General features: G+C 65.2%; 23 protein-coding genes and 1 tRNA gene. 10 read left to right on the top strand and 14 right to left on the bottom strand.

The features are described from left to right. Window positions 1-12 precede the first annotated feature (12 nt). The 9 genes from flgE (at window position 13) to ABWP84_RS03200 (ending at window position 8,433) form a co-directional block, all read left to right on the top strand. Window positions 13-1,428 carry a flagellar hook protein FlgE gene (flgE, locus tag ABWP84_RS03240; protein WP_353210560.1) on the top strand — a complete coding sequence of 472 codons (1,416 nt, stop codon included), beginning with the start codon at window positions 13-15 and terminating at the stop codon, window positions 1,426-1,428. 44 nt (window positions 1,429-1,472) lie between these two features. After that, window positions 1,473-3,005 (top strand): FlgK family flagellar hook-associated protein, encoded by a 1,533-nt coding sequence (locus ABWP84_RS03235; protein WP_353210557.1) that lies wholly within the window; start codon window positions 1,473-1,475, stop codon window positions 3,003-3,005. A 13-nt stretch (window positions 3,006-3,018) separates the two neighbouring features. Beyond that, window positions 3,019-4,077, top strand: a complete 1,059-nt coding sequence (locus tag ABWP84_RS03230; protein ID WP_353210556.1) for a flagellin — start codon at window positions 3,019-3,021, stop codon at window positions 4,075-4,077. 178 nt (window positions 4,078-4,255) lie between these two features. Continuing rightward, entirely contained in the window at window positions 4,256-4,693 is a 438-nt protein-coding gene (locus ABWP84_RS03225; protein WP_353210555.1) for a flagellar biosynthesis repressor FlbT, read from the top strand. Between the two features lie 3 nt (window positions 4,694-4,696). Next, window positions 4,697-5,449 carry a DUF1217 domain-containing protein gene (locus tag ABWP84_RS03220; RefSeq protein WP_353210554.1) on the top strand — a complete coding sequence of 251 codons (753 nt, stop codon included), beginning with the start codon at window positions 4,697-4,699 and terminating at the stop codon, window positions 5,447-5,449. 55 nt (window positions 5,450-5,504) lie between these two features. Continuing rightward, window positions 5,505-6,545, top strand: a complete 1,041-nt coding sequence (locus tag ABWP84_RS03215) for an AbrB family transcriptional regulator (RefSeq protein WP_353210553.1) — start codon at window positions 5,505-5,507, stop codon at window positions 6,543-6,545. A 26-nt stretch (window positions 6,546-6,571) separates the two neighbouring features. Then, window positions 6,572-6,658 (top strand) — tRNA-Leu (locus tag ABWP84_RS03210). A 54-nt stretch (window positions 6,659-6,712) separates the two neighbouring features. Continuing rightward, entirely contained in the window at window positions 6,713-7,588 is an 876-nt protein-coding gene (locus ABWP84_RS03205; RefSeq protein ID WP_353210552.1) for an MBL fold metallo-hydrolase, read from the top strand. 50 nt (window positions 7,589-7,638) lie between these two features. Beyond that, window positions 7,639-8,433 carry a class II aldolase/adducin family protein gene (locus tag ABWP84_RS03200; RefSeq protein ID WP_353210551.1) on the top strand — a complete coding sequence of 265 codons (795 nt, stop codon included), beginning with the start codon at window positions 7,639-7,641 and terminating at the stop codon, window positions 8,431-8,433. A 131-nt stretch (window positions 8,434-8,564) separates the two neighbouring features. Here the strand turns inward: ABWP84_RS03200 and ABWP84_RS03195 are convergent, their stop codons facing one another. Continuing rightward, complete coding sequence (locus ABWP84_RS03195) at window positions 8,565-9,380, bottom strand: TIGR00282 family metallophosphoesterase (protein WP_353210550.1); 816 nt, start codon at window positions 9,378-9,380, stop codon at window positions 8,565-8,567. Between the two features lie 101 nt (window positions 9,381-9,481). Between ABWP84_RS03195 and ABWP84_RS03190 the strand changes: the two genes are divergently transcribed. Then, on the top strand, window positions 9,482-10,435 hold the full coding sequence (locus ABWP84_RS03190; RefSeq protein ID WP_353210549.1) for a tripartite tricarboxylate transporter substrate-binding protein: 954 nt from the start codon (window positions 9,482-9,484) through the stop codon (window positions 10,433-10,435). Here ABWP84_RS03190 and ABWP84_RS03185 read toward each other — a convergent pair whose 3' ends face one another. The 13 genes from ABWP84_RS03185 to ABWP84_RS03125 form a co-directional block, all read right to left on the bottom strand. Beyond that, window positions 10,436-11,764, bottom strand: coding sequence for a TldD/PmbA family protein (locus ABWP84_RS03185; protein WP_353210548.1), 1,329 nt, complete (start codon window positions 11,762-11,764; stop codon window positions 10,436-10,438). It lies immediately after the preceding gene. Further along, window positions 11,761-13,029 carry a pitrilysin family protein gene (locus tag ABWP84_RS03180; protein ID WP_353210547.1) on the bottom strand — a complete coding sequence of 423 codons (1,269 nt, stop codon included), beginning with the start codon at window positions 13,027-13,029 and terminating at the stop codon, window positions 11,761-11,763. The genes ABWP84_RS03185 and ABWP84_RS03180 overlap by 4 nt, the downstream gene beginning before the upstream one ends. A gap of 81 nt (window positions 13,030-13,110) precedes the next feature. Continuing rightward, window positions 13,111-13,815 (bottom strand): glycerophosphodiester phosphodiesterase family protein, encoded by a 705-nt coding sequence (locus tag ABWP84_RS03175; RefSeq protein ID WP_353210546.1) that lies wholly within the window; start codon window positions 13,813-13,815, stop codon window positions 13,111-13,113. Next, entirely contained in the window at window positions 13,812-15,212 is a 1,401-nt protein-coding gene (gene thrC / locus ABWP84_RS03170; RefSeq protein ID WP_353210545.1) for a threonine synthase, read from the bottom strand. The genes ABWP84_RS03175 and thrC overlap by 4 nt, the downstream gene beginning before the upstream one ends. 25 nt (window positions 15,213-15,237) lie before the next feature. Further along, the gene (locus tag ABWP84_RS03165; RefSeq protein ID WP_353210544.1) at window positions 15,238-16,722 is read right to left on the bottom strand and encodes a carboxypeptidase M32; all 1,485 of its coding nucleotides are present in this window, start codon (window positions 16,720-16,722) and stop codon (window positions 15,238-15,240) included. Next, window positions 16,719-17,444, bottom strand: a complete 726-nt coding sequence (locus ABWP84_RS03160; RefSeq protein ID WP_353210543.1) for an SURF1 family protein — start codon at window positions 17,442-17,444, stop codon at window positions 16,719-16,721. The genes ABWP84_RS03165 and ABWP84_RS03160 overlap by 4 nt, the downstream gene beginning before the upstream one ends. An 18-nt stretch (window positions 17,445-17,462) precedes the next feature. Continuing rightward, window positions 17,463-18,326, bottom strand: a complete 864-nt coding sequence (locus tag ABWP84_RS03155) for a cytochrome c oxidase subunit 3 (protein WP_353210542.1) — start codon at window positions 18,324-18,326, stop codon at window positions 17,463-17,465. Between the two features lie 80 nt (window positions 18,327-18,406). Continuing rightward, window positions 18,407-19,015, bottom strand: a complete 609-nt coding sequence (locus ABWP84_RS03150) for a cytochrome c oxidase assembly protein (protein WP_353210541.1) — start codon at window positions 19,013-19,015, stop codon at window positions 18,407-18,409. Then, on the bottom strand, window positions 19,008-19,145 hold the full coding sequence (locus ABWP84_RS03145; RefSeq protein ID WP_353210540.1) for a hypothetical protein: 138 nt from the start codon (window positions 19,143-19,145) through the stop codon (window positions 19,008-19,010). The genes ABWP84_RS03150 and ABWP84_RS03145 overlap by 8 nt, the downstream gene beginning before the upstream one ends. Continuing rightward, window positions 19,142-20,146: a heme o synthase gene (locus ABWP84_RS03140; protein WP_353210539.1), complete on the bottom strand. Its 1,005-nt coding sequence runs from the start codon at window positions 20,144-20,146 to the stop codon at window positions 19,142-19,144. The genes ABWP84_RS03145 and ABWP84_RS03140 overlap by 4 nt, the downstream gene beginning before the upstream one ends. A gap of 24 nt (window positions 20,147-20,170) precedes the next feature. Next, window positions 20,171-21,760 carry a cytochrome c oxidase subunit I gene (gene ctaD / locus ABWP84_RS03135; protein WP_353210538.1) on the bottom strand — a complete coding sequence of 530 codons (1,590 nt, stop codon included), beginning with the start codon at window positions 21,758-21,760 and terminating at the stop codon, window positions 20,171-20,173. Window positions 21,761-21,782: 22 nt separating this feature from the next. Next, the gene (gene coxB, locus ABWP84_RS03130) at window positions 21,783-22,610 is read right to left on the bottom strand and encodes a cytochrome c oxidase subunit II (RefSeq protein WP_353210537.1); all 828 of its coding nucleotides are present in this window, start codon (window positions 22,608-22,610) and stop codon (window positions 21,783-21,785) included. A gap of 195 nt (window positions 22,611-22,805) precedes the next feature. Next, entirely contained in the window at window positions 22,806-23,144 is a 339-nt protein-coding gene (locus ABWP84_RS03125; RefSeq protein WP_353210536.1) for a metalloregulator ArsR/SmtB family transcription factor, read from the bottom strand. Between the last annotated feature and the right edge of the window lie 63 nt (window positions 23,145-23,207).

Genomic DNA, 23,207 nt, shown 5'->3' with positions numbered 1-23,207 from the left:
TCCCGCCCTGGCATGAAAGCTGCGTGGCGGGGCACGGCCGCCCCCCAAAGGCGCTGCCGCCGCGCCGGGTTGCCGCCGCGGCGGCCTTCCAACCCGGTGACAGGACACGCCATGTCTCTTTTCGGTGCCATGACCACGGCTATCAGCGGCCTGAACGCCCAATCACGCGCGCTGACCAATGTCTCCAACAACCTCGCGAATAGCCAGACCGTGGGCTATAAGCGGGTGGACACCAGCTTCATCAACCTGGTGACGCAATCCTCGCGCAGCTCCAATTCATCAGACACAGTGCGGGCCCGGCCCGATTATACCAATTCGGTGCAGGGCACGGTCGAACAGTCGGATAGGCCGAGCTCCCTCGCCATCAGTGGCCAGGGTTTCTTTTCCGTCGCGGCATCGCAAGGTGAAAAGAATGGGGTGGCGGTCTTCGATGAGCGGCAATTCGTCACCCGCGCCGGCGATTTCCAGGTGAACACGAAAGGCTATCTGGTCAACAGCTCTGGCTACTATCTGCAGGGCTGGCCGCTGGGCGGCATCGGCGAGCCAGATCGCACCGCATTGGCCCCGTTGCAGATCAGCGGGCAATTGTTCAACCCGGTGGAAACCACGCTGATTGAACTGGCGGCCAATCTGCCTGCCGATGGGGTGACACCGGTGAATACCCAATTGCCGCTGTATGACGCGCTGGGCTCCTCGCATGTCGCGAACCTCACCTTCAAGCCGGTCACCACCCCCGGCCCGCCGCCGGCAGGGACGAGCCAATGGGACCTGGACATAACGCTGCCCGATGAGGCGGTGCCCACCACCCGCAGGGTGCGGTTGCATTTCGGTGCCACGGCCACACCGCCGGTGGATGCGGGCACGCTCGGCGGCTTCACCGCAGCCACCAACCTCACCGCGGGAACCACAGCGCTCGGCGATGGGGCGACGCTGGCCTTCTCCAGCGATCTGGGTGAAGGCCGACAGGATATCGTGCTCAATCTGGGCAAGATCGGATCGGCGGGCGGCCTGACGCAATTCGCCGCGCGGGAATTCTCGGTGCGCAATATCGCGCAAAACGGCGTGCCGCCAGGCTCCTATTCGGCGCTGCAGATCGCCGATAATGGCAATATCACGGTCAATTACGACAATGGCCAATCCCGTGTGGTGGGCCGCATCCCGCTCGTCACCTTCTCCGATCCCAATGCGCTGCAACGGCTCGACGGGCAGGCCTTCATGCGCACCGTTGAGAGTGGCGAGGCGCGGGTAACCGATGTGGCGACCGATGGCGCGGGGCAGTTGGTGGCGGGTTCGGTCGAGCGCAGCAATGTCGATATCGCCAGCGAATTCACCAAGCTGATCGTCGCCCAGCGCGCCTATACCGCCAACACCAAGGTGGTGACCACGACCGACGAGTTGCTGCAGGACACGATCAACATGAAGCGCTGAAGCGCTTGGCCACGATAACGCCACTGCCAGGATAACCCAACATCATGAGCCTCGACGCCGCCTTCAGCATCGCCCGATCGGGCCTGGCCGCAACCCAGCGCGCGCTCGCCCAGGCCTCGCAGAACATCGCCAATGCAGGCACCGAGGGCTACACGCGCAAAACGGTTTCGAACGTATCGGCCGATTATGCCGGCCAGCCGCTCGGCGTGCGCAGCGCCGAGGCGCGACGTGACGTGGATTTGGCGCTGCTGGCCGAGCGCGATGGCCGCGGTGCCGCCGCCGCAGCCGCCTCGGCGCGCGAGACCCTGCTGGCCGGCATTGAGGCGGTGCAGGGCCGGCCGGAGGATGCGACATCGCTGGGCAATGCCCTGGGCAGCCTGCGGGAAGCCTTCACCACCCTGCGCGCCAACCCAGCCGACCCAGAACTGGCCCGCGCGGCACTCAACGCGGCGCAGAGCGTGGCCAACCGCATGCAGGATGCCGGGCAGGCCATCCAAACCGCCCGGCAGCAGGCGCAGGATGGCATCGTCACCGAGGTGGGCCGCGCCAATGACGCGCTGCGCCAGATTGCTGAACTCACCCGCCTCATCAGCGCCAATCGCGGCGCGGGCCGCACCACGGCCGATCTGGAGGATAAGCGCGACCTTGCGATCAGCACCTTGTCTGAAACGCTGCCGGTGCGGCCACTGCGCCAGCCCGATGGCGGCCTGGTGCTGATGGGGCGCAATGGCCTGACGCTGCCGCTGCCCTCGGCGGGCGAGGACATCCTCGCCACCGATGCCGCGGTCGCGGGCCCGAGCAGCTATTATGGCACGGGTGGCAGCCTGCCCGGGGTGCGGATAGGCCCGCTCGATGTCACCCGCAGGATATTGGGCGGAAGGCTCGGCGAATATGTCGCCCTGCGCGACCAGGTGCTGCCCCGCATGCAGGCCGAGATCGACGTCTCGGCAGTCGAACTGGCGGGGCGCCTGGATGCGCAGGGGCTGCGGCTATTCACCGATGCCTCGGGCAATATACCCGACCGCACGCTCGGCTATGTCGGCGGCGGATATGCCGGTTTCGCCCAGGCCATCCGGGTGAACAGCGCGGTGGAGAACAACCCAGCAGCATTGCGCAACGGCACGCATGCGGTGGTGGCTGTGACGGGCGGCCCCAGCGCTTTTGCGCCCAATCCTGCGGGTGGTCCGGCCGGCTTCGTCACCCTGCTGGACCGGGTGCTGGACCATTCGCTGGGCAGCACGGCCGCCGATGGCAATCCCTGGCCGGGCTTTCCCAGTGCCGGGCTGGGGCCAGATGGCAGCCTGACCTCGGCCATCGCCAATGCGCGCAACCTGGAGGATTACGCCACCCAATTGGTGCGCGTGCACACCCAAGCCCGGGCCGAGGCGACGACCGCGAAGGACAACGCCACCTCGATGCAACAGGGCATCGCCGCCAGGATCAGCAAGCAATCCGGCGTGGATTCAGACGCCGAAATGGCGGCCATGGTGCAGTTGCAAAATGCCTATGCCGCCAATGCTAGGGTAATGAGCACCGCCCAGGCGATGTGGGATGCGCTGATGGGCGCGGTGCGTTGATGGAGATAAGCTGATGGATGCGCTCTCTCGCCTGAATGCCGATGCCGCGCTGCTGCGCGCAAGGATGGACATATTGAGCCGCCAGGCCTCCTCCGGCCGCAAGACGGACCGGCTGGGTGACCTGCCGCACGAGGCGCCGCAGCTGGTCAATCTGACCAATGACATGGCCCGCCGCGAGGTCTATGGCCGCGCCATCGACCAGGGCACCACCAGCATCACCGTCACCCAGGCCAGCCTGCAGCGGCTGAAGGACATCGCCAGCGCCTTCCGCAGCGAGGTGGCGATGCGCCTCGATGCGAAGGATCCGGCCGCGCTGGCCGTCTTTCAGGAACGGGCGCGGGTGGCCGCGGTGGAGGTGGGCAATCTGCTGAACACCCAGGTCTCGGGCGAATATCTGTTCGGCGGCAGCGACCTCACGCACCCGCCCGTGCCCAACCCGCAGGCCCTGATGAGCAGCGGCATGGCCACCAGCATCGCCACCGCCATCGGCGGGTTGAACAACAGCAATGCAAGCGCTGTGGCCGCGGCAACATTGACAGCCGCGCAGAATACAACGGCCGGCAACTCGCCCTTCTCCGCCTTTCTGGAAGACCCCGCCGGTGGCGCCAATGAGGCGCGGCGCAGCGTGCCGGCGGCGGATCACCAACTGGTGGCCTATGGCGTGCCCGCCAATCGCAACGCCGTGGCGCAGAGCATGGGCGAGACCACCGGCAGTTGGGCGCGCGACCTGCTGCGCGGGTTGTTCAGCGTGGCAGCGCTGGGCCCCGCCCAGGCGCAATTCGGCCAGGGCTTCGGCGATTTGGCGACCAGGCTCCGAGAAGGCTTCGCCTCGGCCGAGAGCGCGCTGTCGGAGGAGATGGGCGCGCTGGGCAATGTGGCGCGACACCTCGAGAGCACCAAAACCCGTCACCAGGACATCAGCGACATTTTGCAAAGGCAGATCACCGCCATCACCGATGTGGACATGGCCACGACCCTGACCCAGCTGCAGGGCACGCGTACGGCGCTGGAGGCGAGCTACCGCGTCACATCGAGCCTGGGCGAACTGACGCTGAGCAAATTTCTGCGCTGAGGCGATGGGTTTGCCGCGGGAATCGGGGCCGGCTTCATCGGCCGTTAACACCGCGCGGTGATGATGCACGAAGGCGGTTGCGGGCGTGATCTCATCCCGCAGCCGGCTGGTAAAAACGCCCATCATTGCGCCAGAACGGCACTTGGGGGGTTGGGCTGTCACAATGGAGGCAAAAACCTTGTCCACACTGGTCCTCGAACTCCGCCAAGGCGATTTGATGGTCGTCAATGGTGCGCCGATCCGCTTTCGCAACCGCACCCGTATTGAACTCGCCGCGCGGGCGCGTTTCCTCTTCGGCAAGCAGATCATGGCACCCGATGGCGCGAATACCCCGGCCCGGCGCATCTATTTCGCGCTGCAAACCGCCTATATCGGCGCCGATGAGGAACGCATCGCCGGGCTTACGGCGGCGCGCGGCCTGATCAGCGAATTCCAGGAGGCCACCACCTCCGCCCTCGCGCGTGACCTGCTGGCCCAGGCCCTGGCCGCCGCCAATACCGATGATGGCTATACGGCGCTGAAGCTGGCCCGCAGGGTGATGCGCCATGAGGAGGAGGTGCTCGGCATCGCCCCCCTGCCCGCGCCCCGGCGCGAGCAGCCCGGCCTGTCAGCCTGAGCCATGTCGGGCAGCGTCGGCAGCTTCGGCGCCAATCCTGTCCTGGCCTTCCGCCAGGCGAGCAAGGCTGCGCAGGAGGCGCGCGATCTTGCCCGCATCGCCAAGGAGCCTGACCTTTCCCGCACCATGGCCCAGTTCAAGCTGGCAGTGGACAAGGCGGGGGATATCAAAGCCGCCCTGCGCGACCCCCGGGTGCTGGCCGTGCTGGGCACAGCACTCGGCCTGCCAGAGGCTGCGGAGCAGGCGGGCCTCGCCCGGCAGGTCCTGCTGGCTGACCCGGCCAATACCGCAAGCCTGCCCCATCGGCTGAGCGATAAGCGCTGGCTGGCCATGGCGCAAACCCTGAACCTCGCCAAAAACGGTATTGAGGGCCTGCGTGACCCAAAGCTGCAGGCCAACCTGATGGAAGGCCTCAAGGCCGCCCGGCGGCGAGAGGAATTGGAGGCAAAGACCCCCGGCGTGGGTGATGCGCTGCTCTTCCAGCAAAAGGCCGCCGGGGCCACCAGCAACCTTGAAGTGCTGGGCAACCCGATTCTGCGCCGGGTCGTCACCCGGGCGCTGGGCATTCCACAGGAAATTGCCGTGCAATCGGTGGAGGCGCAGGTGCGCGCCCTCGATAACCGCTTCGATGTCGCCAAGCTGCAAAACCCCCGGGAGGTGCAGAAAATGGCTGAGCGCTACCTGACCAATCTCAGCCTCAGCACGGCCCCAGGCGGGGGCAGCGCCGGCCTGGCCCGCTATGGGCTCAAGGTATAGATGTTTCTTCCCCGGGGTTTGACGCCGGGCATATCGGGGCAGATGGTGCAGCGCAGTGCAGCCCACGATCACCACCCACCTCATCACGCTCATCACGGCCACCGCCGGCGGGGCGCTCTTCACCCTGGCCCATGTGCCGCTGGCCTGGATGATCGGCGCCCTCTTCGCCACCGCCGCCCTCGCCTGGTTCCGCCCCGTCGCCGTGCATGGGGTGGTGCGGCCGGTGGCGCTCATCATGCTCGGGCTGGGGCTGGGGCAAACCTTTTCCGGCCCGGTGATGGAGGCGGTGGCGGGCGCCATGCCGGTGCTGGTGCTCGCGGCCTTGCTCTCCATCCTCGCCGGCCTGGCCGTCGTGCCCTTCTTCACCCGGATGACCGGGATGGACAGCCGCACCGGCTATTTCGCCTCCGTCCCCGGCGGCGTGGTGGTGATGGCGGTGCTCGCCCAGCGCGAGGGTGTGGCCATGGCGCCAGTCACCCTCGCCCAGACGATTCGCGTGCTCGTCGTCGTGCTCACCTTTCCGCTGGTTCTGGGGTTTTTCGCCCATCACGCCGATGACGCGGCGTTTTCCACCGCCAGGCTGCCGGTGCAGCCGCTCTGGCTGGGGGTGATGATGCTGGGCGCGCTGGCGGCGGCACTGCTGATGCGCCGCACCGGGGTGGCCAATCCATGGATGTTGGGGCCCTTTGGCCTCACCATCGCGCTGGCCGCCACCGAAAACCTGCCCTCGGGCGTGCCCAACATCATGGTCAATATGGCGCAGATCGGCATGGGCACCGCGCTGGGGCAGCGGCTGACGCGCGATTTCCTGCTGCGCTCGCACCGGCTGGCCTGGGCCTCGGTGCTCTCCTCGCTGGCGCTATCGCTGCTCTGCTCGATTTTGGGCCTGGCGCTCGGATGGGCAACCGGCCTGCCGCAGGCCGCCGTGGTGCTGGGCATGGCGCCGGGCGGCATGCCGGAAATGGCACTCACCGCCAAAGCGCTCGACCTTGCCGTGCCGCTGGTGCTGGGCTTTCACCTGACACGGACGGTGCTGTGCAATTTCCTCGTCGGCCCCGTCTATCGCGCGGCAAAAGCTTTGCGGCTTCTCGCCTGAGCCCAGGCAGGCCATAAGGGCGATGTGCGGGCGTGCCGGAATGGTAGACGGATGAGACTTAAAATCTCCCGGCCCCTGGGGCCGTGCGGGTTCGAGTCCCGCCGCCCGCACCACCTTGCGCGTCTCGGTGTCAGGATTAGGCTGGGCCTCCACGCGGAGGAACAGCCATGAATCGCCTTAAAGTCGGTGACGTCACCATTTCCAGCATCATCGAGCGCGACGGGCCCTGGCGCGTGGCGGAAACCATGTTCCCCTCCGCCCCCCCCGGCGCCGCCCATGCCCTGCTGCGCGAGATGGACCCGCGCACCTATGAGGCAGCGACCAATAAGATGGTCATCACCTACCAAAGCTTCGTCATCCGCACGCCGCACCATGTCATCCTGGTGGATACCTGCACTGGCGAGGATAAGGGCTATCCGGCGCCGATGGATTTCCCAAAGCAGCCCTGGCTGGATGGGCTGGCGGCGGAGGGGCTGACGGTCGATGATGTCGATTACGTTTTCTGCACCCATCTGCATATCGACCATTGCGGCTGGAACACCGTGCTGCGCGACGGGCGCTGGGTGCCCACCTTCCCGCGCGCCAAATACATCTTCCACAAGACCGAATATGCCTTCTGGGAGGCAGCGGCCAAGCAGGGCCCGGTGGGCAACCACAAGCCCGATGTCTTCCTGATGAATTGCCTGCCGATCATGGAGGCCGGCCAGGCCGTGCTGGTCGATGATGATTTCAGCCCCGATGACTGCATCACCATCATCCCCACCCCCGGCCATTCACCCTGCCATTGCTGCGTGAATATTTCTTCCAAGGGCGAGCGCGCGGTCATCACCGGCGATCTGATGCACCATCAGCTGCAGGTGAACCAACCCAGCTGGTCCACCATCTTCTGCGCCGACCCCGAGGCCGCCACCCAATCGCGGCTGAAAATCTTCGAAACCACCGCCAATACCCCCGCCATGCTGCTGCCGGTGCATTTCCCCAGCCCCACCGCGGGGCGGCTGAAACACACCGCCGATGGTTACCGTTGGATCTTTGTGGATTGAACCGCGGCGCCAGGCCGCACCAAGCTTTTGCCAATAGAGGGAATTGAAACATGCTCGACCAGCCCAAACAGACGCTGCGCATCGAATCCATGCGCGACAAAGTCTCGCCCGCCGAATGGCAGGCGCGGGTGGATACCGCCGCCTGCTACCGCCTCGTCGCGCTCTACGGCATGGATGATATCGGCGCCAACCACATCTCCATGCGGGTGCCGGGGGAGGATAACAACTTCCTCATCAACCCCTATGGCATGATGTATGACGAGATCACCGCCTCCTCGCTCATCAAGATCGATATCGAGGGCAATGTCGTCGGCAAGACCAGCTATGGCGATTTCGATTTCGGCATCAACCGCGCCGGCTTCGTCATCCATGCCGCCGTGCATAAGCATCGCCATGACGCCAATTGCGTCATCCACACCCATACCTGGCCGGGCATGGCCATCTCCTCGCTGGAATGCGGCCTGATGCCGCTGACCCAGACGGCGATGCGCTTCACCCATATTTCCTACCATGACTACAATGGCGTGGTGCTGAACGAGTCTGAGCAAGACCGTCTGGTGCGCGATTTGGGCGCCAACAACGCCATGATCCTGCGCAATCACGGGCTGCTGACCACCGGCAATACCATCGGCGAGGCGTTCAACACGCTGCACCGGCTGGAAAAAAGCTGCATGGCGCAGCTGGCGGCCATGGCCTGCAACACCCCCTTCGCCAAGGTACCGCAGGCGGTGCTGGATGAGACCTATATGAATTATCAGCCGGGCACCCGTAGGCCCTATGGGTTGATGGAATGGCCGGCCATGCTGCGGCAATTGGACCGGCGCAACCCTGGTTATGACGTCTGATCAAAGGCCTGGGGCGGCTTAGAGCGGTTTCACCGAAAGCGAAGCCGGTGAATCCGCTCTAGCTTCTGCCGTTACGCATTTCCCGAGTCGCCTTGCGAAGCCGCAAGGCTTGAAAATGCTGTAATGCCGCCTCAAAACCCCGGCATCAGCTGCGACAGGCGCCCACCCACCCGCAACGCGCCCACCTGCTTGGCCAGGCCCGTCGCGTCATCGGTTTCAACGAATACCCCGCACAGCGTGGCCTCGCCCTCGGCGGGGGCGAGTTTTTCGCCCGGCACTTTCTTCCAAAACCGCAGCGCCGCCGCACCCTTCTGCATGCCGATAATGCTGTCGTAATCGCCGCACATCCCCGCATCCGTCATATAGGCGGTGCCGCCGGCCAGAATCTGATGGTCAGCCGTGGGCGCATGGGTATGGGTGCCCACAATCAGCGATGCCAGCCCGTCAAAACTATGGCCCATCGCCTGTTTCTCGCTGCTCGCCTCGGCATGCACATCCACCACCGCCGCCTGCACCGCCCGGCCCAGCGGGTGTTTTTGCAACTCCGCCTGCACGGCGCGGAAGGGGTCATCCAGCGCATCCATGAACAACCGCCCCATCACATTGATGACCAGCGCCTTGCGGCCATCATCGAGCACCGCCACAAAGGACCCGCGCCCTGGGGTGCCAGGCGGGAAATTGATCGGCCGCACTACCCGATGCTCGACCTCCAGATAGGGGATGATCTCCTTACGGTCCCAGGCATGGTTGCCCAGGGTGATCACATCGGTGCCGGCCAGGAAGAAGGCGCGCGCCATCTCCGGCGCCAAGCCAAAGCCATGGCTGGCATTCTCGCCATTGACCACCACGAGATCGGCGCGAAGGGCGGCGCGAAGGCCAGGGAGCTTGTCGGTCAGGGCATCGCGGCCGCTGCGGCCCACGATATCGCCCAGGAAGAGGATGCGCATGCCCCGCCATAGCGCCCCCGCGCCCGGCGGCAAAGCCAGCCTATGCTTGACGCTGCCCCGCGCCCCCCGCAGCCTTGCGGCAAAACAGGAAATGCCCGCCCATGCGCCTCACCCGCCGCGCCAGTATTCTCGCCACCCTCGCCACACCGGCCCTGGCGCAAACCTATCCCGAGCGCGCTATCCGGCTGATCATTCCCTATAGCGCCGGCGGCGTGGCGGATACCATCGCCCGCACCATCCAGCCGAAAATGGCCGAGCATCTGGGCCAATCCCTGGTGGTGGAAAACCGCACCGGCGCCTCGGGCGCCATCGCCGCCGCCGCCCTCGCCCAATCCGCCCCGGATGGCCACACCTTCATGCTGGAGGGCGCGACCTTCGCCACCCTGCCCCTGGTCAGCCGCCCACTCCCGGTGGATTACGAAACCGCCTTCACCCCAGTCGCCCAGGTCACCTCCCAGCCCTATTATCTGGCCGTGCATCAGAATTTCCCGGCCGAGGATTTTCAGGGATTTCTCGCCGCCGCCCGCGCCCGGCCAGGGCAGATCACCTATGGCACGCCCGGCCACGCCCATATCGGCCATTTCATGGGGGAATTGATTCAACTCCGCGCCGGCGTGCGGCTGGAACACATCCCCTATCGCGGTGGCGCCGATGCGTCGCGCGAGGTGGGCACGGGGCGGATCGATGCCGCCATCATCAGCCATTCCAGCCTCATCCCGGCCCTACAGGCCAATCGCGCCCGGCTCATCGCCGTCACCAGCGCCGAGCGACGGCCCCTCACCCCGCAAACCCCGGCGATCAGCGAAATTCTCCCCGGCTATGATCTGGTCTCCTGGACTGGGTTTTTCGCCCCCAGCGGCAGCCCGCCCGCAGCATTGGCGCGCTTCACCCAGGCCCTGCACCACGCAATCCAGGACCCCGCCACGCGCGAGCGGCTTATCGCCGGCGGCAATGACCCCATCCTCTCCGATGGCCCCGCCTATGCCGCGCTCATCAACCGGGACCGCGCGGTGGCACGCGACATCCTGGCCAATGCGCCCGGCCTGCGCGGCTGATCAGGCCCCGGCCAGGGTCATCCCTTCCACCCGCAGCGTCGGCGCATCCGTGCCGCGCTTGAAAATGAGGTCCGAGGCCGGACACATGTTCAGGAACATCTCCTGCAATTTGCCCGCAACGGTCATCTCGCTCACCGCCTCGGCCAATTGGCCATTGCGGATCATGAAACCCGAGGCGCCACGGCTGTAATCGCCGGTCACCGCATTCACGCTCATGCCGATCATCTCGGTGATGTAGAGGCCCTCGCGGATATCGGCGATCAGCTCAGCCGGCGTGGCGCTGCCCGGGGCGAGCCAAAGATTGGTCGCCGAAGGCGAAGGCGGGCCGCCCGTGCCACGGCTGGCATGGCCGGTGCTGGTCAGATTGAGCTGCCGGGCGCTGCGCCCATCCAGCAGCCAGCTCAGCAGCACGCCATCCTCCACCAAGGCGAGCGGCGCGCAGGGCGTGCCCTCGGCATCGAAGGGGCGTGAGCGGGCCCCGCGCGGCCGGGTGGGGTCATCCATCACCCGCAACCCGGCAGCCAGCACCCGCTTTCCCATGCTGTCCTTGAGGAAGGAGGTGCCGCGCGCCACGGCGGCGCCATTGATCGCACTCGACAAATGCCCAATCAGGCTGCCCGAGACCCGCGGCGCATAAACCACGGGCAAGCGCGCCGTGGCCGGCCGGCGCGGGTTGAGGCGGCTGACCGCCTGCTCCCCAGCCCGGCGGCCAATCAGCCCCGCATCCTCCAAATCGGCCAAATGCACGGCGGAGGAATAATCATAATCCCGCTCCATCGCCGTGCCGCTGCCGGCCAGCGCGGTGGCCGAGATGGAATGGCCGGTGCGGGCATATTCGCCGGCAAAACCGGCCGAGGTGACCATGGCGATGCGCAGCCGGCTCCAACCCGCCTCCGCCCCCTCGCTATTGGTCACGCCAGCCACGGCCAGCGCCGCCTCCTCGGCGATGGCCGCGCGTTCGATCAGCGCCTCGGCGCTGGGCTCGCTCGGGTCATGCAGGTCGAGCGGCGTGGCATCGGGTGCCGCACGGGGCTCCAGCAGGCCACAAAACGGGTCCGCCGGCACCACCCGGGCCATGGCCACCGCCTGTTCGGCCAGGCGGGCGAAGCCTGCAGGGTCGGTATCACTGCTGCTGATGATGGCCTGGCGGAGGCCAATGAAAACCCGCAGGCCAATATCCAGCCCCTCGGCGCGCTCCAGATGCTCGAGCTTGCCCAGGCGGCGCTGCACCGAGAGGCTGGCATTTTCCACCAGCAGCGCATCGGCGGAATCGGCCCCGGCCTGGCGCGCGGCGGTGATGAGGGCGGCAAGCCGGTCCAGGCGATTCATGCCGAGAGGCTTTCGCTGATCTGCGCCAGCCCCGGCACTTTCCCCGCCGGGCCCAGCGCTGCCAGGGTGGGTTTGCCGCGAAAAATCTTCGCCGCCACCGCCTGAATATCGGCCACCGTCACGGCGGCAATTTTCTGTTTGGTTTCCTCGGTTGGGATGATGCGGCCATGCACCTGCCATTGCCGGGCGAGTTGCTCGCAGCGGCTGCCGGTGCTCTCCAGGCTCATCAGCAGCGAGGCGCGAAGCTGTGCCTTGGCGCGGTTCAACTCATCCTCGGTCACATCATGCTGCACCCGGCGCAATTCCTCGAGGGTGACGGGGATAAGCTCCGCCGCCTCCTTCTCGCCAGTACCGGCATAGATGGCGAAAAGCCCGCTATCATCGAAGGGCTGAGTATAGCTGTAAATGGAATAGACCAGTCCGCGCTTCTCGCGGATTTCCTGGAATAGCCGCGAGGACATGCCACCGCCCAATAGGGTGGAAAGCAGCATGGCGGCATGGCTCTCCTGGGCGCGATAGGCCAGGCTCTCGAAGCCGAGAACGACATGCACCTGGTCGAGATCACGCTCCTCGCGGAATTCGCCGCCGGTGTAGCGGGCGGCCTCGGCAGCCGGTGCGGGCTGCTGCGGCAGGCCGGCGAAATGGCTGCGCGCAAGGTCGAGCACGGCAGCGTGTTCCACCGCCCCGGCCGCGGCCACCACCATGTTTTTCGGGCCGTAATGCGCCTGCATATAGCCGGTCAGCGCGCCGCGCTGCATCTGCTTGATGATAGCCTCATCGCCCAAGGTGGGGCGGCCCATCGCCTGGTCGGCATAGGCGGTGTTTTGGAAATGGTCGAAGATGATGTCGTCCGGCGTGTCATTCGCCTGGCCGATCTCTTGCAGAATCACGCCGCGCTCGCGCTCCAACTCCTCAGGCACAAAGGCGGAATTGGTCAGGATATCGCCAATGATATCAGCGGCGAGCGCCACATCCTCCTTCAACACCTTGCAGTAATAGGCGGTGTTTTCGCGGGCGGTATAGGCGTTGATTTGGCCCCCGACATTCTCAATCTCACGCGCAATGGCCGCCGCATCCCGGCGCGCAGTGCCCTTGAAGGCCATGTGTTCGAGGAAATGCGAGGCGCCATTCACCGCCGCATCCTCATGGCGGGTGCCGGCGGCGACATAGGCGCCGAAGGAGACGGTCTCCACCCGCGGCATGGTCTCGGTGACGATGGTGAGGCCGCTGGGCAGGGTGGTGACCTGGATGGCATCGCTGGGCAAGGTTGGGTTCCTGAGGGAATATTTGCTGGGTATTTTGGCGGCAAAACCGCCCCCACGCCATATGGGGGCCAGTGCAGGGATTCAGCCGCCGCGCAGCGCCAGCGCCCGCACCGGGTCATCGGTGGTGATGGAATGCGGCGCCAGAGCGAAAGCCTGCGCCAAAGCCTCGGCCGTATCGGCCCGCCAGATATTGGTGGTGCCGGTGATGCCGGGCAGAACCCGCGGCAATTCAGCGGTTTCAAAGCCAAAGCCCAGGCCATTGCAGCCCAAACCCGCCGCATAGGCATTGAGCGAGGCCGCGCTGTGCCAGGCCATATCCGAGGGGCGGATCAGCAAATCCATATCGGCCATCGCCGCCTCGGCCAGACAGGCGGGAAGGAAGGACATCAGCCGGATGCGGGCGGGAATGCGGGCCAGATCAACCCGCACCGCCGCCAACAGGGCGGGAACATGGTGGTTCTGATGATCCGCCTTGATTTCCAGCCGCAGCAATTTGCCGCTGGCCGCCACCAATTCGAGCAAGTCGGCCAGGCGTGGCAGCCCTTCATTCAGCCCGCGCAGCCGCGTTGCCGACAATTCGGCGGCCGTCCGATGCGCCACAGGCCCCGAACCCTCGGTGGTACGCTCCAGCGTCGCATCATGATGCACCATGGCCACGCCATCGGCCGAGAGATGGACATCGCATTCCACCTCCTCAATCGGCAGTGCGAGGGCGTGGCGAAAGGCGGTGAGCGAGTTTTCCGGCCAAAGCAGCGCGCCGCCGCGATGGGCGCAAATGCTGCTCATGCGTTGCGCCGGGCATGGGCCCGCACAAAATTCTCAAGCCCCTCCAGCGCATTGGGCAGCACGGTGAAGCGCTCCTCCCGCTCATAAAGATCCGCCAGATGCGGCGGCAGCGCCGGCGCCTCGCCCAGTGCCGCGCGCACGGCATCGGGGAATTTCGCCGGATGGGCGGTGGCGGCGATGATCACCGGCACATCCGCAGGGCCCGGATGGGCGCGCGCCGCAGCCGTCCCCACCGCCGTATGCGGGTCGGCCACATAGCCACTCTCACGCTTCAACCGGCGCATTTCTTCGAGCGTTCCGGCGTCATCCAGCGCAAAGCCATGGAAGCGGGCGGTCGCGGCCCGCCAAGCGGCATCGGGCACCGGCATCCGCCCCTCGGCGCGGAAGCGCGTCATTTGCTCGGCCGTGGCGGCAGCATCGCGCCCCAGCAATTCGAACAGCAACCGCTCGAAATTCGACGAGACCTGAATATCCATGCTCGGCGAGAGGCTGGGCTCCACCGGCCGCGCCGACATGTCATTGCCGGCGAGAAACCGCGCCAGAATATCATTGCGATTGGAACCGATAATGAAGCGCTCAATCGGCAGCCCCATGCGCATGGCGGCATAGGCGGCCATCACATTGCCGAAATTGCCAGTGGGCACGCAAACCGTCACCGGCCGATCCGGCGCGCCCAGCGCCAACGCCGCAGCGGCGTAATATGGAATTTGCGCCGCAATCCGCGCCCAATTGATGCTGTTCACCGCCGCGAGTTTCATCTCGGTGCGGAAGGGCGCGTCATTGAACATTGCCTTCACCGCATCCTGGCAATCATCAAAGCTGCCCTGCACCGCGATATTGGCCACATTGGGAGAGAGCACACTGGTCATCTGCCGCCGCTGCACCTCGGAGGTGCGGTTCTCCGGGTGGAGGATGACAATATCAATTGCCGCACGGTCCCGGCAGGCCTCGATGGCGGCCGAACCGGTATCGCCGCTGGTGGCGCCCACAATGGTGATGCGCTCGCCACGCCGCGCCAGAACATGGTCAAACAGCCGGCCCAGCAATTGCAGCGCCACATCCTTGAAGGCCAGGGTGGGGCCATGGAACAATTCCAGCGCGAAATGCCGCTCATCCAGCTGCACCAGCGGCACCACCGCAGCATGGGCGAAGCTGCCATAGGATTCCTGGCACATCCGCCGCAAATCAGCCTCGGCAATCGCCTCGCCCATAAAGGGCAGCAGCAGCCGGGTGGCCAATTCGGCATAGGGCAGGCCGCGCAGCGCGCGCCATTCATCGGGCGAGAGGCTCGGCCAGGTCTGCGGCATGAACAGCCCGCCATCCTCGGCGAGACCGGCCAGCAGAACACCTTCAAAGCCGCGGGGCGCGGCCTGGCCGCGGGTGGAAATATAGCGCATGGCCGGGCTTATAACCCGGCTGCGGTCAATCAGTCAGGTAGCGCCGGGTCAAATGCGCGGTGAAATCGGCAGGGTCGAGCGCTTTGCCGGTGGCAGAGCGCAGCAAATCCTGAAACCCCAGCCGGCTGCCCTGGGCATGCAGATTGACCCGCAGCCAACCCAACAGCGGGCTAGCGTCACCCTGCGCCAAGGCGGCATCCAGCCCCGGCGTGGCGGCCCGCGCCGCCCCCATCAACTGGGCGGCGGCCATGGCACCCAAGGTATAGCTGGGGAAATAGCCAAAGGCGCCATCATGCCAATGGATATCCTGCAGGCAGCCCTGCGCGTCATCCGGCGGCGTGATGCCGAGCAGTTGCTGCAGCCCCTCCCCCCAGGCCTGCGGCAGATCAGCCACCGCCAGATCGCCCGAAATCAGCGCCCGCTCCAGCCGGAACCGCAAAATGACATGCGCCGGATAGGTGATTTCATCGGCATCAACGCGAATGAAACCCGGCCGCACATGGCGCCAGAGCTTGGCCAGATTCGCCCCATCATAAGCCGCCGCATCGCCGCCATAAGCCGCCTGCAACTCCCGGCCGAGAAAGCCCAAAAACGCATCGCCACGGCAGGCCTGCATTTCAATGATGAGCGACTGGCTCTCATGCGCCGCCATGCCGGCCGCCTCGCCCACCGGCTGGCGGCGATAGGCCTCGGGCAATCCGCGCTCATACAGCGCATGGCCGGTTTCATGCAGCACCCCCAGCAGCGCCTGGGCGACATCGCCCTCATGGTATCGCGTGGTGATGCGCACATCGCTCGGCGTGCCGCCACAGAATGGATGGGTGCTCTCATCCAGCCTGGCATGGCTGTATTCGAGGCCCATGCGCGCGCTCATCGCCTGCGCCATCGCCTTCTGCGTGGCGACGGGAAATGGCCCCTGAAGCGGGATGGCCGGCCCCCGCCTCGCCTGAATCTCGAGGGCACGCGGCAGCGCCTCGGCCAAAAAACCCTCATAGGTGGCGAAGATCGGCTCGACCTCGGCAGCGGTCACACCGCGCTGAAAACCATCCATCAGCGCGTCATAAGGGCTGAGATTAAGCGCAGCGGCGAGCGCCTGGGCGGTCTGACGCTGCAGGCGCACCACCTCCTCCAAAGCCGGGCGAACCAGGGCGAAATCGGCGCTCTTGCGCGCCTCACGCCAGATTTTCTCGCAGCGGCTATTGGCCAGCGAGACGGCCTCCACCAGCGCGGTGTCCAAGGCGGTGGCGCGGATATGGCCGTGGCGCATCAGCGCCAGATTGGCCTCTTCCCATTCGCCCTTGGCCTCGGCTGCGGCGAGATCCTCGGCCACCTCCGGGGCAATGGCCAATTCATGCATCATGCCGGCCAGCAAGGCGAGTTGGTCGCCACGCGCCGCGCCGCCGCCCTGGGGCATCATCGCCGAGGCATCCCAACCCAGCATCGCCGAGGCCTCGCCCAGGGTGGCGATGCGGGCATGGCGGGTTTTCAGGCGTTGATAGGCGGCATTCATGGCGTGCTGATCCGTCTGCTGGCCCAGAGGGCGAAAATCGCGGTCCAGGCCAGGGCCAGGCCGAACCAGGTGATGGCATAGCCCAAATGCGGGTTGCTGGGTGCCGGGAACCCCGTGGCCGGGCTGGGCACGCCGCCCTGATTGGGTGCCGGCGTGCTGCCCAGCCCACCATCCGGCCGGGCGCGGCCAGGCACCACAACCGCCAGGCCAAAAGACGCCACCGGCAGGCCAATCGCCGCACCCATCGCCGGAATGTCGAAATTATGAAAGCGCCGGGCGGCGGGGCTATCAGCGGCCGAGAGCAGCCCAGGCCGCTCGGCGGGCCGCATATAGCCTTGCACCGTCACCACCCCTTCAGGCCGGCTCACGCCGGCACGGTCCAGCGGCACCCAGCCGCGCTCCACCAGCAGGGCGGGCGCGCCGTCACGCTCGAGCGGGGTGATCAGGGCAGCGCCGAGGGTGGTGCCGCGCACCTCACTGCCCAGCAGCAATTCCAGATCATGCCGAAACCGGCCACTTGCCATGATATGAGCAAAAGGCGCCGGATTGGCCGCACTCACCGGCGGCCCGGCCTGGGCCGCGGCCAGCTCCTGCAACAGGGCGGATTTCCACCCCATCCGCTGCACCTGCCAAATGCCCAGGGCCAACATGGCCGCCAGCATCGGCAAGGCCAAAAAACTCGGCAGCACAATGCGCTGCCAGCGCAATGGGGGCTGAGACACCCCGCCCCCGCTCACCGGTTAATGACCAGAGCTACCGGCACCGAGCACATAGATTGCCACAAAGAGGAAGAGCCACACCACGTCCACGAAATGCCAGTACCAGGCCGCAGCCTCAAAGCCGAAATGCCGCTCAGCGGTGAATTGCCCGGCCATGGCGCGGAACAGGCACACGGCGAGGAAGATTGTGCCCACCATCACGTGGAAACCGTGGAAGCCAGTGGCGAGGAAGAAGGTCGAGGAGTAAATGCCGCCGCCAGCAAAGGCGAAGGGTGCCTCCATATATTCCAGCACCTGCAGGCCAGTGAAGCTCAGCCCCAACAGCACAGTCAGCGCCAAGCCCTGGATCAGCGCCTTGCGGTCATTATGGATCACGCCGTGATGCGCCCAGGTCACCGTGCAGCCCGAGAGCAGCAAAATCATGGTGTTGAGCAGCGGCAGATGGAACGGATCGAAGGTCTTAATACCAGCCGGGGGCCAGACCGCATGCTCGGCACCCAGCACATTCTCGGGGAAGATGGCGTAGTGGAAATAGGCCCAGAAGAAGGCCACGAAGAACATCACCTCGGAAGCGATGAACAGCATCATGCCGTAACGCAGGCCCAGACGCACGATAGGGGTATGCACGCCAGGTTGGCGGCTTTCCTTCAGCACATCGCGCCACCACATGAACATGGTGAAGAGCAGGCCGGCGAGGCCGGCGAGAAACATCCAGCGATTGCCCTCATGCGAATTCAGCACAATGCCAAACAGCATGGCGCCGCCCGAAAAGGCGCCAACCAGCGGCCAGGGTGAGGGATCGACCAGGTGATAGGGGTGCTTATGCGGCGGTGCGGGCTCCTGGCCGGCGGCAGTGGCGGGAGCGGCGTGGGCGGAACTGGCCATTCTCAATCCTGATTCCCGGGCTTCGAGAGCCCTTTGTTCTGCGCCGCAACATCGCGGCAAATGCGGCTTTGATCAACCCGTCAGCGGGTGGTTCCAGCGCCGATATGCACCCCCGCACTGGCCAGGGCGCCGGCGCGCTCGGCATCGGCCAGGCTGCGGAAGAAAGTGTAGCTGACGGTGATGTTGCGCACGGCCCGCGCCTGCGCGTCGTCAAGGATTTTCGGGTCCACCCAAAAGGCGAGCGGCATATCCACGCTTTGCCCCGGCTGCAGGGTCTGCTCGGTGAAGCAAAAACAGGCGGTCTTGTGGAAATACCGGCCGACAATGTCGGGGGTGACATTATAGGTGGAAATGCCGGTCACCGGCGCGGCACTGTCATTGCGGGCGGTGTAGAAGGCCACCCCCTCCTCACCCAATGCGAGAGGCATCGAAACCTGCTGCGGCACGAAATGCCAGGGCAGCCCAGGGCTGGTGGAGGCGACAAAGCGGATATTGATGGTGGTATTGGCCATGGCACCCGGCGCGGCGCTGCCCAGCATGGGCGTGCCGCCGTAACCCGTGGCGCGGCAAAACAGGTCATAAAGCGGCACGGCGGCAAAGGAGACGCCGACCATAAAGGCCACAAACCCCATGGCGCCGAACAGCGTCCGCCGGTTGCGCCGCGCGAGGGTTGCCGCTGCCTCAGCCACGCAGCAACCGCGCCACGGAGATGAAGTAGAACAGCACCACAAGCCCGATCAGCGCCCCCAGAATGGCCCAGTTGCGCTGGCGCCGGCGGCGGTGGAACTCCGCCGCCTCCTTGTCGAAATCAGCGGTCATGTCAGCACCAGATGATCCACCACCAGCATACCCAACAGGATGAAGAGGTAGCTGATGGAGTATTTGAAGCATTTTTTCGCCGGCAGGTCATTGGTCAGGCTGCGCCCGGCCTCATCCTGTTCGTCGGTCCATACCGCCCAGGCATGCTTGAGGAACCAAAGCCCCAGGAGCAATGCCGAAGCGCCATAAATCCAGCCGGAAAACCCCATGATCCAGGGCGAAAGCGCCACCGGCAGCAGCGCCACCGTATAGACCAGCACCTGCTTGCGGGTCTCCCGCGCGCCCGCCACCACCGGCAGCATGGGCACGCCGGCCCGGGCGTAATCGGCATGGGCGAAAAGCGACAGCGCCCAAAAATGCGGCGGCGTCCAAAAGAAGATGATGGCAAAAAGCAGCAGCGGCTCGGCGCTGATCGAACCCGTCATCGCCACCCAGCCAATGAGCGGCGGAAAGGCGCCGGCCGCACCGCCGATGACGATGTTCTGCGGCGTGCGGCGCTTGAGCCACACGGTATAGATGAAGACGTAGAAGAGAATGGACGCAGCCAGCACAATGGCCGCCAGCCAATTGGTGGCCAGCCCCATCAGCGCCACCGAAAATACCGCCAGCCCCACGCCATAGGCCAGCGCCGAATCGGGCGCGATTCGCCCAGCCGGAATCGGCCGGTTCACCGTGCGGCGCATCACCGCATCAATGTCGCGGTCATACCACATATTGATGGCGCCCGCCGCACCGGCGGCGATGGTGATGCACAATATGGCGGTGATGGCGAGGATGGGATGCATATGCCCCGGCGCCACCAGCAGCCCCGCCACGCCGGAATAGACCACGAGCGAGAGCACCCGCGGCTTGAGCAGGGTGATCCAGTCCCGCACCTCGGAACCGGCCGCGAGGTCCGATCGCGACTGGCCAGTTCCGGCCAGCGCGTGAATCGGCCCGGACAATGCATCAAGGGGGGCCGAAGCCCCCCCCACGCGGTCATTGATGGCCGTATCGCTCATCGTATTGTTACCCCAGGCAGCGCATTAGCGAATGCGCGGCAGTTCCTCAAAGGTGTGGAAGGCGGGCGGGCTGGGCACTTGCCACTCCAGCGTGGTCGCACCTTCACCCCAGGGATTGGCGGCCGCCACCGCACCGCGGCGGAAGGTCACCCACATCACGAAGAAGAAGAAGACGAAGCTGGCGATGGAGAGATAAGCACCCAGCGAGGCGATCAAATTCCAACCGGCATGCGCATCGGCATAATCCGGGTAGCGGCGCGGCATGCCCTGATTGCCCAGGAAGTGCATCGGGAAGAAGGTCAGGTTCACGCCGATGAAGGTCATCCAGAAATGAATCTTGCCGAGCATTTCCGGATATTGCCGGCCGCTCATCTTGCCGATCCAGTAATAGATGCCGCAGTAAATCCCGAACACCGCACCCAGCGATAGCACATAGTGGAAATGCGCCACCACATAATAGGTGTTGTGCAGGATCTGGGTGATCGAGGCATTGGCCAGCACCACGCCGGTCACGCCACCCACGGTGAAGAGGAAGATGAAGCCGATGGCGAAGAGCATCGGCGTGTCATAGCGCATGGAACCGCCCCACATGGTGGCGATCCAGGAGAAGATTTTTACGCCTGTGGGAACGGCGATCACCATGGTCGCGGCCATGAAATAGGCCCGCGTGTCCACATCCATGCCCGACTGATACATATGGTGGGCCCAGACCACGAAGCCGACCACGCCGATGGCCACCATCGCATAAGCCATGCCGAGATAGCCGAACACCGGCTTCTTCGAGAAGGTCGAGACCACATGGCTGACAATGCCGAAGGCCGGCAGGATCATGATGTACACTTCAGGATGGCCGAAGAACCAGAACAGATGCTGGAACAGCACCGGATCACCACCGCCCTCGGGGCGGAAGAAGGCCGTGCCGAAATTGCGGTCGGTGATCAACATGGTGATAGCACCACCCAGCACCGGCACCGCCAGCAGCAGCAGGAAGGCGGTGACCAGCATCGACCAGACAAAGAGTGGCATCTTGTGCAGCGTCATGCCCGGGGCGCGCATATTCAGGATGGTGGTGATGAAATTCGCCGCACCCAGGATGGAGGAGGCACCGGCCAGGTGCAGCGCGAACAGCGCCATATCCATCGACATGCCCGGCTGATACTGGCTATCCGACAGCGGCGGATAAATCGTCCAGCCCGCGCCCGCGCCCTGGCCGACAAACATCGAGCCACCCAGCAGCAGGAAGGCCGGCACCAGCAGCCAGAAGGAGATGTTGTTCAACCGCGGAAACGCCATATCCGGCGCGCCGATCATGATCGGCACAAACCAATTGCCAAAGCCGCCAATCAGCGCCGGCATGATCACGAAGAACACCATGATCAGGCCATGCGCCGAGACCATGGCATTCCAGGACTGGCCATCGGCGAAGATCTGCATGCCAGGCTGCTGCAGCTCAATGCGCATCAGCAGCGAAATGCCAATGCCGATGATCCCCGCGAAGAGCGAGAACAGGATATACAGCGTGCCAATGTCTTTATGATTGGTGCTGTACAACCAGCGCGACACAAAGCCAGGGGCGTGGTCGTGATGGTCGTCATGCGCGTGGGCGGTCGCCATGGGTCTTGCCTCTTCGTTCTGATTAGCGCGCAAGCGGTGCGGCTATGGCCGCCAGGGAGATGGGTGCTTCAGCCACGGCTGCAACTGCCGGCGTGGCAGAAGCCGGCATGGTCGCCGCGAAGCGGGTCCGGGCCGAGGCCACCCAGGCGTCAAATTCGGCGGCCGGAATGGCGCGCACCTCAATGGGCATGAACCAATGATTCGTGCCGCAAATCTGATTGCACTGGCCAAAATAGGAGCCGGGGCTATCGGCGCGGAACCATGTCTCGATCGAGCGGCCCGGAATGGAATAGCGCTGCACCCCCAGCGAGGGCACGAAGAAGGAATGGATCACATCCACGCCCGTGCTGATCACGCGGATATTGCGCCCCGCCGGCACCACCAGCGGCTCATCCACCGCCAGGTTGCGCAGCTGGCCCGGCTTCAGGTCTTCCGTCGGAATCGGCCGGCTGTCGAAGTTGAAGCCACCATGATCAGGATAGGCGTAGTTCCAATACCACTGCCGGCCCTGGACGTTGATCGTCATATCGGCCTCCTGCGTCCGGTCCTGATAATAGATCAGGCGGAAGGAGGGGATGGCGATCACAATCAGGATCAGCACCGGAATCACCGTCCAGGCGATTTCGAGGCCCGTGTGGTGGCTGGTCTGGCTCGCCACCGGGTTGCGCTTCGCCGAGTAGCGAAACATCACCCAGGCCAGCAGCACGCCCACAAAAATCGTGATGGCGACGATGATCCAGAAGACCATCTCGTTGAAATCATGGATGGCGGTCTTGATCGGCCCACCAGAGGCCTGCAGCCCCGTGCCCCATGGCACCGGCACGCCCAGCGTCGTGGTCTCCGAAGCCATACCGGCCCCCATGATCGCCCACGTCATCGCAAGGGCGGCCAGCGCCCCAAGCCCGTTTTTCACAAGGCGCATGCCCATTCGCATCCCAGCTGTGCTTCCCAACAATGGTGACGCTTTTCATATGCGCCACCCTTTGATCCAGTTCGGCCGGACCATAATCGCAGTGCAGCATAGGGACAAGACAGGCGGAGGCGGTTAACCGCCGCCGCCAGGGTCGGTTTCCACCTCGGCATCACCCTCGGCCACATGATCCACCATGTCGGAGAGCATGGAGCGGATATGCGGGTCACCCACCACATAAAACACCTGCCGGCCGCGCCTATCCGCCTGCAAAAGCCGCGCCGCGCGCAGCAGCCGCAGATGATGCGACACCAGGCTGGCCGAGATCGCCAGCCTATCCGCCATCTCCCCCACCGCCGCCGGGTCATCGAGGCAAGCCAGGATGATCTTCAACCGAGTCGGGTCGCTCATCAGGCGGAACATCTCCGCCAATTCGACAACTTGATCCTCAGGAATGCGTGGGCGTAGGGCCATGCGCGCCAGCATTGCGGCTGGATGAAAGCGGCGCAAGGGCCCAGGGCTTGCCATCTCTGCCCC

The organism is Rhodovarius sp., from assembly GCF_040399605.1.
GTDB lineage: Bacteria > Pseudomonadota > Alphaproteobacteria > Acetobacterales > Acetobacteraceae > Rhodovarius > Rhodovarius crocodyli_A.
The sequence above is the reverse complement of the archived record's forward strand: the minus strand, read 5'-3'. Positions and strand labels throughout refer to the sequence as shown.

What these genes read in the sequence shown, in the direction of transcription:
- flgE (WP_353210560.1), top strand. Translation starts at nt 13, where the DNA reads ATGAAAGCTGCGTGGCGGGGCACGGCCGCCCCCCAAAGGCGCTGCCGC.
- ABWP84_RS03235 (WP_353210557.1), top strand. Translation starts at nt 1,473, where the DNA reads ATGAGCCTCGACGCCGCCTTCAGCATCGCCCGATCGGGCCTGGCCGCA.
- ABWP84_RS03230 (WP_353210556.1), top strand. Translation starts at nt 3,019, where the DNA reads ATGGATGCGCTCTCTCGCCTGAATGCCGATGCCGCGCTGCTGCGCGCA.
- ABWP84_RS03220 (WP_353210554.1), top strand. Translation starts at nt 4,697, where the DNA reads ATGTCGGGCAGCGTCGGCAGCTTCGGCGCCAATCCTGTCCTGGCCTTC.
- ABWP84_RS03205 (WP_353210552.1), top strand. Translation starts at nt 6,713, where the DNA reads ATGAATCGCCTTAAAGTCGGTGACGTCACCATTTCCAGCATCATCGAG.
- ABWP84_RS03200 (WP_353210551.1), top strand. Translation starts at nt 7,639, where the DNA reads ATGCTCGACCAGCCCAAACAGACGCTGCGCATCGAATCCATGCGCGAC.
- ABWP84_RS03195 (WP_353210550.1), bottom strand. Translation starts at nt 9,380, where the DNA reads ATGCGCATCCTCTTCCTGGGCGATATCGTGGGCCGCAGCGGCCGCGAT.
- ABWP84_RS03190 (WP_353210549.1), top strand. Translation starts at nt 9,482, where the DNA reads ATGCGCCTCACCCGCCGCGCCAGTATTCTCGCCACCCTCGCCACACCG.
- ABWP84_RS03185 (WP_353210548.1), bottom strand. Translation starts at nt 11,764, where the DNA reads ATGAATCGCCTGGACCGGCTTGCCGCCCTCATCACCGCCGCGCGCCAG.
- ABWP84_RS03175 (WP_353210546.1), bottom strand. Translation starts at nt 13,815, where the DNA reads ATGAGCAGCATTTGCGCCCATCGCGGCGGCGCGCTGCTTTGGCCGGAA.
- thrC (WP_353210545.1), bottom strand. Translation starts at nt 15,212, where the DNA reads ATGCGCTATATTTCCACCCGCGGCCAGGCCGCGCCCCGCGGCTTTGAA.
- ABWP84_RS03165 (WP_353210544.1), bottom strand. Translation starts at nt 16,722, where the DNA reads ATGAATGCCGCCTATCAACGCCTGAAAACCCGCCATGCCCGCATCGCC.
- ABWP84_RS03155 (WP_353210542.1), bottom strand. Translation starts at nt 18,326, where the DNA reads ATGGCCAGTTCCGCCCACGCCGCTCCCGCCACTGCCGCCGGCCAGGAG.
- ABWP84_RS03145 (WP_353210540.1), bottom strand. Translation starts at nt 19,145, where the DNA reads ATGACCGCTGATTTCGACAAGGAGGCGGCGGAGTTCCACCGCCGCCGG.
- ABWP84_RS03140 (WP_353210539.1), bottom strand. Translation starts at nt 20,146, where the DNA reads ATGAGCGATACGGCCATCAATGACCGCGTGGGGGGGGCTTCGGCCCCC.
- ctaD (WP_353210538.1), bottom strand. Translation starts at nt 21,760, where the DNA reads ATGGCGACCGCCCACGCGCATGACGACCATCACGACCACGCCCCTGGC.
- coxB (WP_353210537.1), bottom strand. Translation starts at nt 22,610, where the DNA reads ATGGCTTCGGAGACCACGACGCTGGGCGTGCCGGTGCCATGGGGCACG.
- ABWP84_RS03125 (WP_353210536.1), bottom strand. Translation starts at nt 23,144, where the DNA reads ATGGCCCTACGCCCACGCATTCCTGAGGATCAAGTTGTCGAATTGGCG.